Here is a 15782-nt window from a genome sequence, read left to right on the forward strand (position 1 = left end):
CGCGCGTACCGTGGCCGGTCATGAGCCATACCCCTGCCTTCATCCCCCAGATCCGCCTGTACCAGGACTGGCTGCGCGAGCGCCACGGCCTGCAGTTCGACAGCTACGACGCGCTGTGGCGCTGGTCGGTCACCGACCTGGACGCCTTCTGGCAAAGCATCTGGGACTACAACGCGCTGCAGTCGCCCACGCCGCACACGGCCGTGCTGGAGCGCAACACCATGCCCGGCGCCCAGTGGTTTCCGGGTGCCCAGATCAACTACACGCGCCAGGCGCTGCGCCATGTGGATGCCGCCCATGCGGCAGGCATGCCCGCCGTGGTCAGCCGCAACGAGACGGGCCGCCACCGCGAACTGTCCTGGCCCGACCTGCGCCGGCAGGTCGCCGCCCTGGCCCTGCACCTGAAAGCCCAGGGCGTGGGCCGCGGCGACCGCGTGGCCGCCTACCTGCCCAACATTCCCGAGGCCATGGTCGCCCTGCTGGCCACGGCCAGCCTGGGCGCCGTCTGGAGCATCTGCGCGCCCGACATGGGCACCAACGCGGTGCTGGACCGCTTTCGCCAGATCGCGCCCAAGGCGCTGATCGCCGTCGATGGCGTGCACTACGCCGGGCGCGATATCGACCGCATGGCCGTGCTGGCGGAGCTGCGCGCAGGCCTGCCCAGCGTGGAGCATGTGGTCCTTGTGCCCAACCTGGATCTGCAGGCGAGGCTGGCCGATGCCGCCGACTACGGCCAAGTCACAGCGCGCGACGACGCGGCCACGGCGGCCTTCGAGCCCGAATGGCTGCCCTTCGACCATCCGCTGTGGATCGTCTACTCCAGCGGCACCACCGGCCTGCCCAAGCCCATCGTCCACGGCCATGGCGGCATGGTGCTGGTGGCCCTGCAGCTCAAGGCCCTGCACAACGACGTGGGCTGCAGCTACCACCCCAACAGCTGGGGCGAGCGCTACCACTGGTACAGCTCCACGGGCTGGGTGATGTGGAACGCCCAGGTCTCGGGCCTGCTGGGCGGCACCACCTGCGTGATCTTCGACGGCAGCCCCGGCGGCAGCAAGGACAGGCCCGACTGGGGCGTGCTGTGGCGCTTCGCGGCCGAGACCGGCGTGACCAGCTTCGGCTCGGGCGCGGCCTTCTACGCCAACTGCATGAAGGCCGGCGTGGACCTGGCCCAGTGCGGCGACCTGTCGCGCATCCGCAGCTTGGGCACCACGGGCTCGCCGCTGTCGCCGGAGGTGCAAAGCTGGGGCACGGCGCAGTTCGCCAGCATGGGGCGGCCTGACATCTGGTGGAACAACATCTCGGGGGGCACCGACTTTGCGGGCGCCTTCATCGGTGGCCACCGCGAACTGCCGCAGCAGCCGGGCATCATGCAGTGCCGCCAGCTGGGCGCGGCCGTGGAGGCGTGGAACGAGCAGGGCCAGCCCGTCATCGACGAGGTGGGCGAGCTGGTCTGCACCCAGCCCATTCCCTCCATGCCCCTGTACCTGTGGGGCGATGCGGACGGCAAGCGCTACCTGTCCAGCTACTTCGACATGTACCCGGCCGGCCATGGCCGCGCGCCCGGCGGCGGCGACGGCCCCGCCGCCATGGGCCCGGTCTGGCGCCACGGCGACTGGATACGCATCCTCCCGGAGGGCGGCTGCATCATCTACGGCCGCAGCGACGCCACCATCAACCGCCACGGCCTGCGCATGGGCACCAGCGAGATCTACAGCGCCGTCGAGGCCCTGCCCGAAGTGCTGGACTCCATGGTCGTGGACCTCGAATACCTGGGCCGCGAAAGCTACATGCCGCTGTTCGTGGTGCTGCGCCCGGGCGTGGATCTGGACGACGCCCTGCGCGCGCGCCTGCAGGGCGCCATCCGCCAGGCCCTGTCGCCGCGCTTCGTGCCCGACGAGATCGTGCAGGTGGCCGAGATCCCGCGCACGCTCAGCGGCAAGAAGCAGGAGCTGCCCATCAAGAAGCTGATGCTGGGCCAGCCGCTGGACAAGGTGGTCAACAAGGAGGCCATGGCCAACCCGGGCTGCCTGGACTGGTATGTGGGCTTTGCGGCGCAGCATGCCAAGGCACAGGCCGCCTGATATTCAAACGGTATCAGTGGCTCGGTTTTTAATATTGGACTGCGACAGACTGGCTGCCTAGAGTGGGGTCCAACCATGGAGCCCTGCAATGAGCGTGCTTGATTCCCTTGCCCTGACCCGCATCCCCGCCGAGGACGAAGCCCTGCGCGCCGAGGTGCGCGCCTTCCTCGCCCAGGCCATAAGCGGCCTGCCGCCCCATGTGCGTGCGCGCTCCTGGGGCGGCTACAGCGCCGAACTGAGCCGGCAACTGGGCGAAAAGGGCTGGATTGGCGTCACCCTGCCGCGCGAGTACGGCGGTGGCGGGCGCAGCGCCTTCACGCGCTATGTGCTGGTGGAGGAATACCTGGCCTGCGGCGCGCCCGTGGGCTCGCACTGGATTGCCGACCGCCAGAGCGGCCCGCTGATCCTCAAGTACGGCACCGAGGCGCAAAAGCGGTTCTACCTGCCGCGCATCTGCCGGGGCGAGGCCTTCTTTTGCATTGGCATGAGCGAGCCCGGCGCGGGCTCGGACCTGGCCAGCGTGAAGACGCGCGCCGCGCCGAACGACAAGGGCTTCGTGCTCAACGGCCAGAAGATCTGGACCACCAACGCCCACCACTGCCACTACATGATCGCCCTGGTGCGCACCTCGGGCGAGGCGGGTGACCGGCACAAGGGGCTGTCCCAGGTCATCGTGGACCTGTCGCTGCCGGGCGTGACCGTGCGGCCCATCACCGACCTCTCGGGCGACAGCCATTTCTGCGAAGTCTTCTTCGACAACGTGCAGCTGCCGCCCGACGCCCTGATCGGCCAGGAAGGCCAGGGCTGGGAGCAGGTCACGGCCGAGCTGGCCTTCGAGCGCAGCGGACCCGAGCGGCTGTTCTCCAGCATCGTGCTGTTCGACGAATGGCTGGCCTGGCTGCGTGCAACGGGCGAGCGCAGCGAAGGCGCGCTGCGCCTGGCCGGCCGCGTGTTCACCGAGCTGGCCCCGCTGCGCGCCATGTCGGTGGCCGTGCAGGACAAGCTGGTGCGCGGCGAAAGCCCCATCGTCGAGGCGGCCCTGGTCAAGGAGCTGGGCACGACGCTGGAGCAGTCCATTCCCGCCGCCATCGCCGACGACCTGTTCGCACGCGAGGCGTCCGAGGTTCCGCTGGAGCTGCTGCGCACCCTCAACTACGTGACCGAGGTGGCACCTTCGTACTCGCTGCGCGGCGGCACGCGCGACATCCTGCGCGGAATGATCGCGCGTGGCCTCGGCCTGCGTTGAATAAGGTTCCCCTTGAGTTGGGGCGCGCCAGTTTCAAACGGAACGCCCAAGGCCTGGCGTCATGTGTCATGAATGGAGAGAGACATGGAAGACGATTTGTTTGCCGATGCCGCACGCCAGCTGCTGCAGGGCGAGTGCACGCCCGCGCGGGTGCGCGCCATCGAGGCCGGGGGCTCGCCCCGGGCGCTGTGGCAATCGCTGGAGCAGGCCGGCTTTGCCGATGCCCTGGTGCCTGAGCACGCGGGCGGCGCGGGGCTGGCGCTGGCGCAGCTGTTCGATGTGTGGTCGCAGGCCGGCGCCCATGCGCTGCCCGTGCCGCTGGGCGAAACCATGCTGGCGCGCGCGCTGTTGGCGGGCGCGGGGGCGGAGCGTCCACCAGGCGCCATCGCGTTGGCGCAAGGCCTGCTCCAGCCGGATGGCAGCCTGCACTGCGAACCCGTGCGCCTGGGCGCGGTGGCGGACAGCGTGCTGGTGCAGCATGCGCAGGGCTGGAGCCTGCTGCCCGTGGCGCAGGCGCAGTCCGAGCCGGCGGCCTTCTGCTTGGACGTGAACCTGCGCTGGAGCGCCGATCAGGTCCGCGCGGCATCTGCTCCCGCTATCGCCCTGCCGGATGGGCTGGACCTGCGCACGCTGCAGGCCGGCCTGGTGGCGGCGCAGCTCGCGGGCGCGCTCATGGAGGTGTTCCAGCGCACGCTGCAGTATGCGAATGACCGCCAGCAGTTCGGCCGCCCCATCGGCAAGTTCCAGGCCATTCAGCACCAGCTGGCGGTGATGAGCGAGCATGTCTTCGCCGCGCGCATGGCCGCCCGGCTGGGCTGCGCGGGGCAGGGCGTCTTCCCCGATCGGCTGCGCGTGGCCGTGGCCAAGGCGCGCTGCAGCCAGGCCGCGCTGGCCGTGGCCGAGGCGGCCCACGCCATCCACGGCGCCATGGGCTTCACCGAGGAATACGACCTGCAACTGCTCACGCGCCGCCTGCATGCCTGGCGCCAGACGGCGGGCTCCGAGTCGTACTGGCACGGTGTGGCAGGCGCCGCGCTGGTCCATGGCCACGCGGGCAGCACCCTGGATCTGATCCGCTCCACCACCGATATCACCGCCTGACAGGCTCTCGAAGGAACCCCATCCATGCCCTTTCTGAACATCGAGCGCGACGGCGCCATCTGGACCCTCACCATGAACCAGCCCGAGACGCGCAACGCGCTCACGGGCAACACGGCCGTGGAGGAATTCGTGCAGGTCTGCGACGAGATCCGGCGCGATGCCTCGGTCAAGGCCGTCATCCTCACGGGCGCGGGCCCCATCTTCAGCTCGGGCGGCAACGTCAAGGACATGCAGCGCTTCTTCGACGACGCGCTCACGCCCGACGCCATCCGCGAGGAGTACCGCCAGGGCATACAGCGCATTCCGCGTGCCCTGACCCAGCTGGACGTGCCCGTGATCTGCGCCATCAACGGCCCGGCCATCGGCGCGGGGCTGGACCTGACCTGCATGTGCGACATCCGCATCGCCAGCGAGACGGCCACCTTTGCCGAGAGCTTCGTGCGCGTGGGCATCGTCCCCGGGGACGGGGGGGCCTGGCTGCTGCCGCGCGCCGTGGGTCGCGCCAAGGCGGCCGAGATGGCATTCACGGGCGAGGCCATCGACGCGCAGCAGGCCCTGGCCTGCGGCCTGGTCAGCCGCGTCGTGCCCGCCGACCAGCTGCTGGCCACGGCGCGCGCGCTGGCTGACAAGATCGCCGCCAACCCCGGCGCCGTGATGCGCATGACCAAGCGCCTGCTGCGCGAGGGTGAGCACAGCACGCTGGAGTCGCTGCTGGAGCTGTCCGCCGGCTACCAGGCCCTGGCCCACAAGACTGCCGACCACCGCGAGGCCGTGATGGCCTTCGTGGAGAAGCGTAAGCCCCGGTTTCAGTGACCGGGCCCGCCCGGCCCCCGCCACGGGGGCATGGGCCGTATGTGACACAACACAAATGGACACTCCCCGGTGCCGGCCTCCCGGCGGGAGTGGGCGCCCATGTACTGCGCACACAGTACACTTTGCGCGTCGAGAGGCAACTCTCCCATCCACCGCACTCCCAGTCCCATGGCCGTTGAAACGACGAGTACTGCCCGCCCCAGCTTCGACCTCAAGAGCGCGCAGCTGCCCGTGGTGGCCGTGACCCTGCGGGATACCGACGTACGTGCGCTTGTGGCCGACCTGGCCCAGCGCCTGGCCGACGACCCGGATTTCTTCGACAACGACCCCGTACTGATCGACCTGACCCATGTGCGCGAGGCCGAGGAGGCCATCGACTTCGCCGTGCTCGTGGAGGCGCTGCGCTTTCACCGCACCGTGCCCGTGGCCGTGCGCGGCGGCAGCCCGGCGCAGATGGAGGCGGCGCGTGCCGCAGGCCTGGCGCCCGCGCCCGAGGCCGCACCCGTGCGGCCCACGGTGCCCGAGATCGAGATCCAGGAAGTCGTGCGCGAGGTCGAGGTGGTGCGCGAGGTGCCTGCACCCCAGGCCGACGCCCTCATCGTGGACAAGCCGCTGCGCTCGGGCCAGCGCGTCTATGCGCGCGGCACCGACATCGTGGTGCTGGCCATGGTCAGCTATGGTGCCGAAGTCATCGCCGACGGCAACGTCCATGTCTACGCGCCGCTGCGCGGCAGGGCCATCGCCGGGGCGCGCGGCAACACCGAGGCGCGCATCTTCAGCACCTGCATGGAAGCACAGCTGCTGTCGATTGCCGGCATCTATCGCACAATCGAGACCGATCTCCCGGCGGACGTGGCTGCCAGGCCCGCCAAGGTGCGTCTCGACGGCGAGAAAATCCTCATCGAGCCGGTATGACACCGGACCCCTCTTCTTTGCTCTCCAGTCTTTAAGGAACCGTGCAAACATGGCCAAAATAGTCGTCGTGACCTCCGGCAAGGGTGGCGTGGGCAAGACCACCACCAGCGCCAGCTTCGCATCGGGCCTCGCATTGCGCGGGCACAAGACCGCCGTCATCGATTTCGACGTGGGCCTGCGCAACCTGGACCTGATCATGGGCTGCGAGCGCCGCGTGGTCTACGACCTGATCAACGTCATCCAGGGCGAGGCCAACCTCAACCAGGCCCTGATCAAGGACAAGCAGTGCGACAACCTCTTCGTGCTGGCCGCCTCCCAGACGCGTGACAAGGATGCGCTGACGCAGGACGGCGTCAAGAAGATCCTGGACGACCTGGCGGGCATGGACTTCGAGTACATCATCTGCGACTCGCCGGCCGGCATCGAAAGCGGCGCCCTGATCGCCATGCACTTCGCCGACGAGGCCCTGGTCGTGACCAACCCCGAAGTCTCCTCGGTGCGCGACTCAGACCGCATCCTGGGCATGCTCAGCTCCAAGACCGCGCGCGCCATTGCGGGCGAGAGCGTCAAGGAGCACCTGCTGATCACGCGCTACAACCCCAACCGCGTGCAGGACGGCCAGATGCTGTCGCTGGAGGACATCCAGGACATCCTGCGCATCGAGCTGATCGGTGTCGTGCCCGAGTCCGAAACCGTGCTGCAGGCCTCCAACCAGGGCATTCCCGCCGTGCACATGCAGGGCTCGGACGTGGCCGAGGCCTACCAGGACGTGGTCGCGCGCTTCCTGGGCGAGGAAAAGCCCATGCGCTTCACCGAAGCGCAAAAGCCCGGCTTCTTCAAACGCATGTTCGGGGGGAGGTAAGCGGCCATGTCCATGCTCTCTTTCCTGCTCGGAGAAAAGAAGAAGACGGCCTCGGTGGCCAAGGAGCGCCTGCAGATCATCCTCGCGCGCGAACGCGTGGGCGGCAACGGCGGCGGTCCCGACTACCTGCCTGCGCTGCAAAAGGAGCTGATGGCGGTGATCTCCAAGTACGTGGACATCGACGTCAACGACATCAAGGTGCACCTGGAGCGCCAGGAAAACCTCGAAGTGCTCGAAGTCAAGATCGAACTGCCCGACGCCTCGCGCTGAGCGCTGCCCGGCGCCGTGCTCAGCCCAGGCGCAGCGTGCAGCGCAACCCGCCCAGCGGGCTGGGCCCCATCTCCAGCGATCCACCATAGGTCTCGGCGATGTCGCGCACGATGGCCAGGCCCAGGCCGTGGCCCTGGGCCTGTTCGTCGAAGCGGACACCGCGCTCCATGGCCTGCGCGAGATGCTCCGGCGCCAGGCCTGGGCCGTCGTCATCGATCTGCAGCAGCGTCGTCGTGCCGTCCTGGCACACGGCCAGCGTGACGCGGCTGCGCGCCCACTTGCCGGCGTTGTCCAGCAGGTTTCCCGCCATCTCCTCCAGGTCCGAGGCCGCGCCGCGCCAGCGCAGCCCATGGCCGGGCAGCGGCGTGGAGGTCTGCATGGACCAGGACAGGCGCCGCTGGGCGTGGATCTGGCGCATGGCATCCAGCAGCCGGGCCAGCACCTCATCCAGCGCCACGCTGCCGGCGCTGCCGGCGCCGCTGGCGAAGCGCGCCAGATGGCGGTCGATGGTGTGGGACATGGCCTGTACCTGGTCACGCAGCCACGGGCCATCGACCTGATGGCCGCGTGCCTGGATGCCGAGCACGGCCAGCGGCTTCTTGAGCGCATGGCTCAGGTCGGCCGCCTGGTGGCGCGCGCGCTCTACGACCTGGGCATTGCGCTGCAGCACCTGGTCCACGGCCTCGGCAATCGGGTCCAGGTCGGGGCCGAAGTGCCGCCCCAGCTGCGTGCGTGTGCCGTCTTCCATGTCCTGCAGCGCCTGCTGCAGGCTGCGCAGCGGCTGCAATCCCAGGCGCACCAGCGCCACCGTGCACAGCAGCAGCGCGGCGACCAGGCCCAGCTCGGTGACCAGCAGGATGCGGTCGATGCGGCGCCATTCCTGGCGCGTACCGTCCAGCGGGCCGAAGACATGCAGCTGCACGCGCCGGCCCGCGACATCGAAGCTGCGGCGCAGGCCCAGCAGTTCGCGCCCCTGCGGCCCGCGCAGCGACAGCAGCGTCTCGCTGCCCTTGTTCCGGGGCCAGGGACGGGCGTCGTCCAGCTCCAGGCTGTCGTCCCAGACCGAGCGCGACTGCTGCAGCCGCCCGTCCTGCTCCAGTGTCCAGTACCAGCCCGAGAAAATGCGGCCGAACTCGCCGCGATTGAGCCGCGTGCCCTGTCCGGTCAGGGGCCCAGGGGACTGCAGCTCGGCCTGCAGCCGCTCGGCACGGTCCTGCAGGCCGGCCTTGAAGCTGCGCAGCACCGCATCGTGCAACTGCTCGCGCAGCAGCCAGCTGGCGGCCGTGCCGCAGGCCAGCGTGGCCACCAGGCTCAGTGCCAGCAGGCGCTCCGACAGGCCCCAGTGCCTAGGACGCATGGTCGCCGCTGGCCTGCTGCAGGCGAAAGCCCCGTCCGCGCTCGGTATGGATCAGGCCATGCGGGGACAGTTTGCGGCGGATGCGGCCGACCAGCACGTCCACGGTGTTGGAGTCCGGGTCCAGGTCGCGTGCGTAGACATGCTCGCTGATGTCGGCGCGGCTGACGAGCTGTCCATGCCGGTTGGTCAGAAAGCTCAGGATGCGTTGCTCCTGCGCGGTCAGCGCAAGCGGCCGACCTTCGAGCGTGAAGCGGTCTGCCATGGTGTCGTAGGCCAGCGGGCCTATCTGCACCAGGGGCCGGCTGCCGCCTGCTGCGCGCCGGTGCAGCACGCGCAGCCGCGTGACGACCTCCTCGTGCAGAAAGGGCTTGGTCAGGTAGTCGTCTGCGCCGGCCTGGAAGGCCGTGAGCTTGTCGCTCCAGCGGTTGCGGGCCGTGAGCACCAGCACGGGAAAGGAGCGGCCCTGCTCGCGCCAATGGCGCAGCACCGAGACGCCGTCCTGTCCTGGCAGCCCCAGGTCCAGCAAGGCGGCGTCATAGTGTTCGACGCTGCCCAGTTCCTGGGCGAGGCGGCCGTCCGCGCAGCACTCGGCCAGCATGCCGGCCTCCTGCAGGATGGCCTGCAGGCCTGCAGCAAGATCGGCGTCGTCTTCGACGATGAGCACCCGCATCAGCGCAGTCCGTCCTCTTCGATGGGCTGGCCGCTGTACGCATCCACATGCACTTCGATGCTGCGGCCGGCGCTCAGCTGCAACTCGACCTCGTAGTAGGCGCGCTGCCGGACGTCGATCTTGAGCTCGGCCTCTGTGGCGCGGGCCTGGTACTTGCGCTCCAGTTCCTCAAGAATGCGCGGCAGCGGTTGCAGCGTGGCGGCCTGCTCCCGACTCAGGACAGGCTCCACCAGGATGCGGCCCGTCTGGGCGTCGGCGCGCAGCAGCTGCTCACGGCCTTCGCGCGTGAGCAGCTGGATCTCGTAGTAGGGCCTGGGGCTGCGCGTTTCCTCCAGCTCGATCTGCAGCACGGTGCCGGGATGCAAGCGGGTGACGGCTGCCGCCACGGCGGACATGGGTATCAGCACGGCGGTGGTCGCGCCCGGCCGGGGGATGTCCTGTCCCGTGACTGCATCGATATAGATCTCCGTGCGCTGGCCATTGGCGAGCTTGATTTCGTACCAGCGCCGGCCGTCGGCGCCGCGCTCGAGTTCGATGTCGATGACGCGCCCTTTGTGGCGCTGCTGCACGTCCTGGAGGATTTCCGCCAAGGGCCGCAGGCGCTTCGACTGCACCTCGCGGCGCACGCTTTCATGCTCCGCTGGCGTGGTGGCAGAGGCGGGCGCCAGCGTCAGGGCCAGCAAGGCAGCAAGTGCGAGGCGGAGTTTCACGGCAACGCATCTTATGTGCACGTTCTTAAACAGTGCATGAACGCGCCATTCATGCGCGGTTTAGGCGCCTTTGCCGACACTGCAGGCGGTTGCACCGATGGCCCCGCCGCGGTGCCTTTTCATCTGTTTCTTTCTGGCATCGAACACCATGCATTTTCTTCGCTTTTCCCGCTCCGCCCCGCCATTGCACCGGGCCCTGGGCGCTGGCGCGCTCTCGCTGTCCGTGCTGCTGGCCGCCTGCGGCGGTGGCGGCGGCGGGGCTGACAAGCCCGCCCCCACGCCGGTCACTCCCAGCGCCAGCTATGCGTCGGGCACCATTGACGGCTTCGGCTCCATCCTGGTCAATGGGGTGCGGTATGACGAGCGCCAGGCCCGGATCACCGATGGCGATGGCGTCCTGCTGGCCAGCGATGCGCTCAAGCTGGGCATGGCGGTCCATGTCACGGCCGACCCCGTGACCACCGGAAGCGATGGTGTGGCGCGCGCCATGGCCCGCCAGATTCTTGTGCGCAGCGATCTGGAAGGTCCGTTGAGCGCGGTTGTGGGCGGCCGGCTGACCGTACTGGGCCAGACCGTGATCGTCGATGCGGCCACGGTGTTCGAGGACGGCCGCGCGGCGGCGCTGCAGGTCGGCCGTGTGCTGGAAGTCCACGGCCTGCGCGATGCGCAGGGCCGCATTCTTGCCAGCCGCATCGAGATCGAGGATGACGCCGACGAGCCCTGGCGCCTGCGCGCGCCTGTCGATGCCGTTGACGCGTCGCGCCGCACCCTGCGCATCGGCGAGGCCATCGTCAACTGGAGCGGCGTGCAGGTTGCCGCCGCGCTGGCTGCCGGCGACGTGGTCAGCCTGCGCCTGGCGCGCCAGCCAGATGCCGCCGGCCTGTGGGTGGCCACCGCACTGTCGGTGCAGCGTCCCACGCTGCCCGAACAGGCAGGCGTGGAGGCGGACGTCACCGGCCATATCACCCGCATGGACTCGCCGACCCGCTTCGTCGTGGACGGCCTGAGCGTGGACGCGGGCAGCGCCACACGCCTGCCCGCAGGCCTTGCCGTGGGCGACCTGGTCGAGGTCGAGGGTATGTTCCAGGACGGGGTGCTTCGCGCCTCCGAGGTCGAGCGCAAGCTGCGGCTGGACAGTGACGATGGCTTCGAGATCGAGGGCCGCATCACCGCTGTCGACAGCCTGGCCGGCATCTTCGAGCTGCGCGGCGTGCGCGTGGACTATCGCAATGCGCGCTTCGAGGATGGCAGCGCTGCCCAAATTGCCGTGGGGCGCGTGGTCGAGGTCAAGGGCCGGCTCTCGGTCGATGGCGCGATGGTGGTGGCCACCGAGGTCGAGTTCGACTAAGGGTTCGCGTTCGCCGCAGGCCGCATGGCCTCGCTCTGCGCACGCGCGGCGGCGGGGCGCACCCACAGCAGGTAGGCAGCGCCCAGCAGCACGATCCACAGGCCGCCCACGACCAGGGCTGCACGGGTGTGGGGGAAGTAGCCGAGCACGCCCAGCACCAGCAGCATGAAGGCGATGGCGGCCAGGGGCGCGGCGGGCCACAGCGGGACCGGGAACTTCAGCGCGGCCACCTGCTGCGGGCTCATGCGGCGGCGCGCCGCGAACTGCGACAGCAGGATCATCAGCCAGACCCAGACCGTGGCGAAGGTGGCGATGGAGGCGATCAGCAGGAACACGTCCTCGGGGATCAGGTAGTTCAGCACCACGCCGGCCAGCAGCGCCACGGCCATCACCACCACCGTCATCCAGGGCACGCCATGGCGCGAGACGCGGCCGAAGCCGGCGGGGGCCTGGCCCTGGTGCGCCATGCCGTACAGCATGCGGCCGGCACCGAAGATGTCGCTGTTGATGGCCGACACGGCCGCCGAGATCACCACGATGTTGAGGATGGTGGCGGCCGAGGAAATGCCCAGGCCGCTGAAGATCTGCACGAAGGGGCTGCCCTGGCTGCCGATCTGTGGCCAGGGGAAGATGCTCATCAGCACGAACAGCGTGAGCACGTAGAACAGCAGGATGCGCAGCGGTACGGCGTTGATGGCGCGCGGGATCACGCGCGCCGGGTCCTTGGCCTCGCCGGCCGAGATGCCGATGATCTCGATGCCGCCGAACGCGAACACCACCACTGCCAGCGATGCAATCAGCCCCGAGACGCCATTGGGCATGAAGCCGCCGTGCACCCACAGGTTCTGCACGCCGGTCGGCGCCTGGCCGGCCGCCATGCCGAAGCCGAACACCATGATGCCCAGGCCGCCGCCGATCATGGCGATGATGGCCGCCACCTTGAGCAGGGACAGCCAGAACTCCATCTCGCCGAACACCTTGACCGAGCACAGGTTGAGCGCGCCGATGAAGCAGACGATGGACAGCACCCAGATCCAGCGCGGCACCTCGGGAAACCAGAACCCCATGTAGATGCCGAAGGCCGTCACGTCGGCCAGGCAGACGATGACCATCTCGAAGGTATAGGTCCAGCCCGTGACGAAGCCGGCGAACGGTCCCAGGTAGTCGCTGGCGTACTGGCCGAAGGAGCCGGGCACGGGGTTGTGCACGGCCATCTCGCCCAGCGCGCGCATCACCATGTAGACCGCCGCGCCCGCCAGCAGGTAGGCGATCAGCACCGAGGGCCCCGCCTGCTGTATGGCCTTGGCCGAGCCGTAGAACAGCCCCGTGCCTATGGCCGAGCCCAGTGCCATGAAGCGGATATGGCGGGCCGACAGCCCTCGGTGCAGGCTGCCTGCAGATGGTGAACTCATGCGCTGTCTCCCCCCGTCATTGGTGAAATTGCTGCCGCATCCACAGGCTTCATCAGCCTGCGGATGGGTCTGCGATCAGATGTATAAGCCTGTATATACAATATGCGCAGACACCGATTTCCCGGACGGGGGATTACCCGGGGGCGGGAAGGAACGGGAATGGGGGAGCCGCCGAAAGAGGCGACGGGAGTGCTGCCGCAGGCCCCGGTATCAGCCCAGGCCGCCCGTGTGCATGCGGCCTGCGTGGTACAGCAGCGGCGTGTGGCCGGCCTGGTGGCTGCACTGCTCGACCTCGCCGATGAAGATCACATGGTCGCCCTCTTCATGGCGATGGCGATTGCGGCACTCGAAGACGGTGGTGGCTTCGGACAGCAGGGGCACGCCTTGTGCCGAGCTGCGCCAGGCGGTGTTGGCGAAGCGGTCCACGCCCTTGCGCGCGAACAGCTCGGCCAGGGGCTTTTGCGAGGCCGACAGCACGTGGATGGCGTAGTGCGAGCAATGCTGGAACACGGGCAGCGAGGCCGCCGACAGCGCCATGCTCCACAGCACCAGCGGCGGCGTGAGCGAGACGGAGTTGAACGAGCTCACGGTGACGCCCACCGGATGGCCCTGCGGGCTGCGTGCGGTGACGATGGTCACGCCCGTGGCGAACTGGCCCAGCGCGTCGCGGAACTCGCGCGACGAGAACGGGGACTGTGGAGGCAGGGCGGCCATGGCGGCGGGAGGCAGTGCGGAATTCACGGGTGCAAGAACCAGGCGGCAGCAAGGCCGCAGCAGGGCTGCAGCGTTTGGGACGGGCGCCCGGAGCCGGGCAGCAACCTTGCATTATGGGTGCGGATGCCGGCAGAAGCGGCCGATGGGGCCTCTGCCAGGGAGGTCTTTGCCCTGTGTGCGCGGCGCCGGCTCACAGCGCCATGCTCATCTGGGCGGGCGCGGCGTTCTCGTTCAGCCAGGCCTTCATGCGGGCCCGCGTGCAGCGCTGCAGCTGCATCAGCAGGGCATGCTCGGGCCAGGCCAGCGCGTGGCGCAGGCACAGGTCCTGCTGCATGCGCGCCAGCAGGGCGGCGGCCATCTCGGCATCGGCCAGCGCCCGGTGGGCACGCTCGGCCACGGGCAGGCCCAGGTGGGCGGTGAGCCGGCTCAGGCTGTGGCTGGGCGCCTCCGGGTAGATGCGGCGCGACAGCAGCACGGTGCAGGCAAAGGGCTGGGGTGCGGCCTCGCCGGCCAGGGCCAGCTCGGACTGCCAGAACTTGCTGTCGAAGGCCGCGTTGTGCGCCACCATGGGGGCGCTGCCCACGAAGCGCGCGGCATCGCGCATCACGTCCTCGGCGGGCGGCGCGGCGGCGACCATGGCGTTGGTGATGCCGGTCAGCCGCGTGATGAAGGGCGGTATCCAGGCGCCCGTGCGCATCAGGCTCTGGAAGCGGTCCACCACCTGGCCGCCCTCGATCAGCACGATGGCGACCTCGGTGGCACGCGCGCCCTGGGCGGGCGCCATGCCCGTGGTTTCAAAGTCGATGACGGCAATCGGCTGCGGCATGGGGCGATTGTGCCCGGCAGTGCCCGACCGGCGTGCCGGGGCGGCTATTCCTCGGCCTGGCTGCCGTCGGCCGCGCCCAGGCGCTGCACGACCTGGTCGAGCAGGGCGTAGAGCTGCTCGATTTCTTCATGGCCCACCAGGCGCTCGATCTCGGCATAGGTCTCGGAGGAATGCGGCGCGATCTCTGCCACGATGGCGTGGCCGGCCGCCGTGAGCTCGAACTCGGCGCCGCGCATGTCGCTGGCGTGGCGCGAGCGCTCCACCAGCTGCCGGCCTTCCAGCGTCTTGAGCAGGCGCGAGAGGCTGGGCATGCTGATGTAGGTGGCCTGCGACAGCTCCATGGGCCGCAGCCTGTGCGTGACCGCCGCCATGGCGCGCAGCACGCGCCACTGCTGTTCGGTCAGGCCATGGGCGCGCAGCATGGGCCGAAAGCGCACCATGACCGATTCGCGGGCGCGCAGCAGCGCCATGGGCAGGGAGCGCGAGAAGGCGCGCAGCGGCTCGGGGGCAAAAGAGGGCGTGGTCTGGGGCATGTTCGGCAGCATCTGTCGGCTGGATTCTATGCAGCCGCCGCTCCCTCCCCGGAGCGGCGTTGCGGGCGCCTTGTCAGGCCGGGGCCTCAATAGGTCTGGCTTTTCGGCGCGGGGGCCGCTGCCTGCTTGAAGCGCGCAGCCAGGGCGCTGGTGGCCTGCACCAGCACGCTGGTGTCCAGGCCCACGGCCGTGAAGGTGCAGCCCAGCTCCAGGTACTTGCGCGCCAGGGCCTCGTTGGGCGTGAGGATGCCGGGCGCCTTGCCCGCGCGGCGTATGCGCGCGATGGCGTCGGCAATCGCCTCCTGCACCTCGGGATGGCCGGGGTTGCCGATGTGGCCCATGGAGGCCGACAGGTCGGCCGGGCCGATGAAGACGCCGTCCACGCCCTCGGTGGCGGCAATGGCGTCCAGGTGGGCCAGCGCCTGGCGTGTCTCCACCTGCACCAGCACGCAGACCTGGGCGTTGGCTTCATGGGCGTAGTTGGCGCGCCGGCCCCAGGCCGAGGCGCGTGCGCCGCCCATGCCGCGGATGCCGCCCTGGCCGTCGGCCTGCGGATAGCGCGCGGCGCGCACGATGCGTGCGGCCTGCTCGGCCGTGTCCACCATGGGCACGAGCAGGGTCTGCACGCCGATGTCCAGGTACTGCTTGATCAGCATCTCGCCGACCTCGCCGTGTCCCATGGGCACGCGGGCAATGGCATGGCTGTCGGGATAGGCCGCGATGGCCTGCAGCTGCGCCAGCAGGGTGCGCGTGTCGTTGGGCGAATGCTCGCCGTCGATCAGGAGCCAGTCGAAGCCGGCGCCCGCGCAGATTTCCGCCGAATAGGCGTCGGCCAGGCCCAGCCACAGGCCGATCTGGGGTTGGTCGGCCGCAATGGCGGCCTTGAAGCGGTTCACAGGTGTCTGCATGGTGTGATTGTCC

At 69.4% G+C, this 15782-nt stretch carries 16 protein-coding genes; 8 read left to right on the forward strand and 8 right to left on the reverse strand.

Going from position 1 to position 15782, the window contains the following annotated elements; translation table 11 throughout:
* Positions 1 to 20: 20 nt before the first annotated feature.
* From INR38_RS03805 to minE, 7 genes are all read left to right on the forward strand, one after another.
* On the forward strand, positions 21 to 2084 hold the full coding sequence (locus INR38_RS03805) for an acetoacetate--CoA ligase (RefSeq protein WP_207442502.1): 2064 nt from the start codon (positions 21 to 23) through the stop codon (positions 2082 to 2084).
* 88 nt (positions 2085 to 2172) lie between these two features.
* Complete coding sequence (locus INR38_RS03810; protein ID WP_034397559.1) at positions 2173 to 3330, forward strand: acyl-CoA dehydrogenase family protein; 1158 nt, start codon at positions 2173 to 2175, stop codon at positions 3328 to 3330.
* Positions 3331 to 3414: 84 nt separating this feature from the next.
* A complete protein-coding gene (locus tag INR38_RS03815) occupies positions 3415 to 4431 on the forward strand; it encodes an acyl-CoA dehydrogenase (RefSeq protein WP_207442503.1) in 1017 nt (338 codons plus the stop codon).
* 24 nt (positions 4432 to 4455) lie between these two features.
* Positions 4456 to 5244 (forward strand): crotonase/enoyl-CoA hydratase family protein, encoded by a 789-nt coding sequence (locus INR38_RS03820; protein WP_207442504.1) that lies wholly within the window; start codon positions 4456 to 4458, stop codon positions 5242 to 5244.
* Between the two features lie 168 nt (positions 5245 to 5412).
* The gene (gene minC / locus INR38_RS03825; RefSeq protein WP_207442505.1) at positions 5413 to 6159 is read left to right on the forward strand and encodes a septum site-determining protein MinC; all 747 of its coding nucleotides are present in this window, start codon (positions 5413 to 5415) and stop codon (positions 6157 to 6159) included.
* Between the two features lie 49 nt (positions 6160 to 6208).
* Positions 6209 to 7021, forward strand: a complete 813-nt coding sequence (gene minD, locus INR38_RS03830) for a septum site-determining protein MinD (protein ID WP_012202032.1) — start codon at positions 6209 to 6211, stop codon at positions 7019 to 7021.
* A 6-nt stretch (positions 7022 to 7027) separates the two neighbouring features.
* Positions 7028 to 7291, forward strand: a complete 264-nt coding sequence (minE, locus tag INR38_RS03835; protein ID WP_012202033.1) for a cell division topological specificity factor MinE — start codon at positions 7028 to 7030, stop codon at positions 7289 to 7291.
* A 19-nt stretch (positions 7292 to 7310) separates the two neighbouring features.
* On the opposite strand, the gene INR38_RS03840 is transcribed toward minE, so the two are convergent.
* The 3 genes from INR38_RS03840 to INR38_RS03850 are packed head-to-tail and all read right to left on the reverse strand — an operon-like array spanning position 7311 to position 10028.
* The gene (locus tag INR38_RS03840) at positions 7311 to 8648 is read right to left on the reverse strand and encodes a sensor histidine kinase (RefSeq protein WP_097204796.1); all 1338 of its coding nucleotides are present in this window, start codon (positions 8646 to 8648) and stop codon (positions 7311 to 7313) included.
* Positions 8638 to 9318 carry a response regulator transcription factor gene (locus tag INR38_RS03845; protein WP_013800000.1) on the reverse strand — a complete coding sequence of 227 codons (681 nt, stop codon included), beginning with the start codon at positions 9316 to 9318 and terminating at the stop codon, positions 8638 to 8640. The genes INR38_RS03840 and INR38_RS03845 overlap by 11 nt, the downstream gene beginning before the upstream one ends.
* Positions 9318 to 10028: a PepSY domain-containing protein gene (locus tag INR38_RS03850; RefSeq protein WP_325100485.1), complete on the reverse strand. Its 711-nt coding sequence runs from the start codon at positions 10026 to 10028 to the stop codon at positions 9318 to 9320. Before INR38_RS03850 ends, INR38_RS03845 begins: the two co-directional genes overlap by 1 nt.
* Before the next feature lie 148 nt (positions 10029 to 10176).
* Here INR38_RS03850 and INR38_RS03855 point away from each other — a divergent pair, with 148 nt between their 5' ends.
* Positions 10177 to 11376 carry a DUF5666 domain-containing protein gene (locus tag INR38_RS03855; RefSeq protein WP_207442506.1) on the forward strand — a complete coding sequence of 400 codons (1200 nt, stop codon included), beginning with the start codon at positions 10177 to 10179 and terminating at the stop codon, positions 11374 to 11376.
* On the opposite strand, the gene INR38_RS03860 is transcribed toward INR38_RS03855, so the two are convergent.
* The 5 genes from INR38_RS03860 to INR38_RS03880 all read right to left on the reverse strand — a co-directional run bounded on the left by INR38_RS03860 (position 11373) and on the right by INR38_RS03880 (position 15769).
* A complete protein-coding gene (locus tag INR38_RS03860; protein WP_207442507.1) occupies positions 11373 to 12788 on the reverse strand; it encodes an amino acid permease in 1416 nt (471 codons plus the stop codon). The genes INR38_RS03855 and INR38_RS03860 overlap by 4 nt on opposite strands.
* A 210-nt stretch (positions 12789 to 12998) precedes the next feature.
* Positions 12999 to 13502 carry a flavin reductase family protein gene (locus INR38_RS03865; RefSeq protein WP_012202035.1) on the reverse strand — a complete coding sequence of 168 codons (504 nt, stop codon included), beginning with the start codon at positions 13500 to 13502 and terminating at the stop codon, positions 12999 to 13001.
* Between the two features lie 190 nt (positions 13503 to 13692).
* Positions 13693 to 14328, reverse strand: a complete 636-nt coding sequence (locus INR38_RS03870; protein WP_013800004.1) for a 3'-5' exonuclease — start codon at positions 14326 to 14328, stop codon at positions 13693 to 13695.
* Between the two features lie 44 nt (positions 14329 to 14372).
* The gene (gene hpaR, locus INR38_RS03875) at positions 14373 to 14861 is read right to left on the reverse strand and encodes a homoprotocatechuate degradation operon regulator HpaR (RefSeq protein WP_013800005.1); all 489 of its coding nucleotides are present in this window, start codon (positions 14859 to 14861) and stop codon (positions 14373 to 14375) included.
* An 86-nt stretch (positions 14862 to 14947) separates the two neighbouring features.
* Complete coding sequence (locus INR38_RS03880; RefSeq protein ID WP_012202038.1) at positions 14948 to 15769, reverse strand: aldolase/citrate lyase family protein; 822 nt, start codon at positions 15767 to 15769, stop codon at positions 14948 to 14950.
* Positions 15770 to 15782: the final 13 nt, after the last annotated feature.

Source organism: Delftia sp. SD018 (assembly GCF_017355445.1).
GTDB lineage: Bacteria > Pseudomonadota > Gammaproteobacteria > Burkholderiales > Burkholderiaceae_C > Comamonas > Comamonas acidovorans.